The following is a 2454-nucleotide window of genomic DNA, read 5'->3' as shown; positions in this document are numbered from 1 at the left end:
GAACTGGAACAGGCCCTGGCCCTGGAAGCCTCCCCCCAAGGACCGGCGGTTATCGAAATCATATCCGATCAATGGGAATCGCCTGTCATCAGTTTGCCGAGACCCGACGCAGATCAACAGAAGAAGCGCGGAGGATCTTACGGCGCATGATGTTCACTGAAATCCGGCTAAGATGGTTTCTTGAAAAGGAGAAGATAAAATGACTGCCTTTAGAATTGGGAAATGGATTTTACCATTGGTGTTCATGACGGTGTTGACCGGGAATGCGTGGGCTGCCCAAAAGGTTTTGATTATACCGGCCATCAGCGAGGAAGTCTTAAAGCAACACGAACTGGCAAAAAGATGTCTGAACGGGATCAGGGAATCGATTGCCCAATCCGATGCCGTTTCCGAGCTGCTTTACGTGCCGTTATATGGGGCTCCCGAAGCCGACAAAGTCGCCATGGGCAAAGAAACCGCGGAAAAGGTAAAACTGATAAAGCCAAATGTGATCATCCTCATCGGCGATGATGCGGTCAAATATATCGGGCTGTCCATTAATGATATCCCCATGGTGTTTTCCTATGTGTATGCCGATCCTGAATCACTCGGTCTGCCGAAACCGAACATTACCGGTGTTTTGGCCAGACCCTTCACGGAGGATACCCTGGCATTGGCCCACCAGTTGACCGGGGTGAAAACCGTGGCAGCCATCGGCAGAAACAGTGATGCCATGGCGGATGTTGAAAAGAGATTGACAACCATGGCCGATGACCTTGAAAAGACGACCGGTGTCAGGTTCAAGAAGATGTTTCTCTGCGACACATTTGAGGAATGGCAAACCCGGGTTGGGGATAATACCGCTGAATCGCTTTTTCTGACCGACACCAGCAATATAAAGCAAAACGGAAAAGAGATGACCAGGGAGGACCTTACTCGATGGACCGTTGACCATTCGAAAGTTCCGGTGTTTGCCGCTACGGATGCGGATACTGAAGCCGGGGCGGTTTTCGCCATTGTAATTGACGAGAGGCTCTGGGGAATGCAGAGTGGTGCCATGGCGCTTAAAATCTTGAAGGGCACGCCCATCACCGAAATTTCTCCACAGTTCATGGAAAAGGGAGCCCTTGTGATCAACATCAATACCGTTATAAAATACGAATTGGACGTTCCCTATGAAATTTTGTCTGTTGCAAGGGAAGTCTATGAGAATTGATACGGGGAGAAAAAAATTGCCGCATTGCGGCATTATCCTTTGGAGACTCCCTGCCGCACTGTTCGACCGCCTCTCCATAGCAGCGCGCAGGGGGTCTTCAATCCCATTGTCAAATGGGTTTTTGACAATTGAAAAATGGATATATCAATTTAAGGACGATGTCAAACGGGACTATTTAAAAAAACCTTGTTTGACACGGTTTCCGTTAAATGATCAACATAGCTGTAAAAAATAAGGAATGGAGGTACCAATATGAAAGCCGCAGTATTTACGGGATTAAAAAAAATCGAGATCCGGGAAAAGGATAAACCTGTTCCGGCATCGGGCCAGGCCGTGATTAAAGTCGAGCGCTGCGGGATTTGCGGCTCCGATATGCACGGATACACAGAAGGGCCGCAATTCGATGCCTACTATCAGTTCGGGTGTGTCATGGGCCATGAGTTCAGTGGCACGGTCGAGGAATTGGGCCAAGGTGTCCAGGGTTTTGCCCCGGGCGACCGTGTGGTGGTTTTACCCATGGGTTGGTGCGGCAACTGTGATTTTTGTCTGGATAACAACCAGAGTAACTGCGCATGCGGACCAGAATGGGGTATCGGCTCCTCATTGATCAATGACGGCGCTTTTGCCGAATATATTCTGGTAAAAAAACCCGAGCAGCAGTTGATCAAGCTTCCGGAAAATGTCTCCTTTGAAGCGGCTGCCCTGGTGGAACCGCTTACCGTTGGTTTTCACGGGGTTGTGGCATCCAGGTTCAAGCCCGGAGACATTACCACCGTTATCGGCGCAGGACCCATTGGTCTTGGGGTGATCCAAAGCCTGAAGATTGGGGGCGCCGGTAAAATCATTGTTCTGGAGATTTCGCCGGAACGTGGAGAAATCGCCAAAAAGCTTGGGGCCGATGCCGTCATCAATGCCGCTGTTTCGGGTGAAGAGGCGGCCATGGCCGAATACCTCGGCCTGACCAACGGATATGGCGCGGATATCGTCTATGAATGTTCCGGTGCGGACTGGGGCTTTTCAAACGCCCAATACCTGATGAAATCCGGCGGACAGGTGATCATACTGGGTGTGATCATGCATGAAGTCAAAATAAACCCGACCATCTTCCTGATCAAGAATACGGAGATGAAAGGGATTCTTTGTTACGCTGTTTCTTCGTTTAAAAAGGTTGTTGAGCTGCTGGGTCAGAATCGCTTTGATACTGCCCCGATGATCAGTGAAACGATTTCTCTGGAAGACATCAATGACAAAGAATCCCT

2 protein-coding genes are annotated in these 2454 nt (G+C 49.7%); both read left to right on the top strand.

Going from position 1 to position 2454, the window contains the following annotated elements; all coding sequences use genetic code 11:
- Nucleotides 1–199 precede the first annotated feature (199 nt).
- Complete coding sequence (locus tag KKE07_05020) at nt 200–1195, top strand: hypothetical protein (GenBank protein MBU4270203.1); 996 nt, start codon at nt 200–202, stop codon at nt 1193–1195.
- Nucleotides 1196–1447: 252 nt separating this feature from the next.
- Nucleotides 1448–2454: alcohol dehydrogenase catalytic domain-containing protein (locus KKE07_05015; protein MBU4270202.1), on the top strand; the 1007-nt coding region annotated here is incomplete at its 3' end.

Source organism: Candidatus Dependentiae bacterium, from assembly GCA_018897535.1.
Classification (GTDB): Bacteria; Babelota; Babeliae; order Babelales; family UASB340; genus UASB340.
Note: the sequence above shows the minus strand (reverse complement) of the source record. Positions and strands in the feature narration are given on the sequence as shown.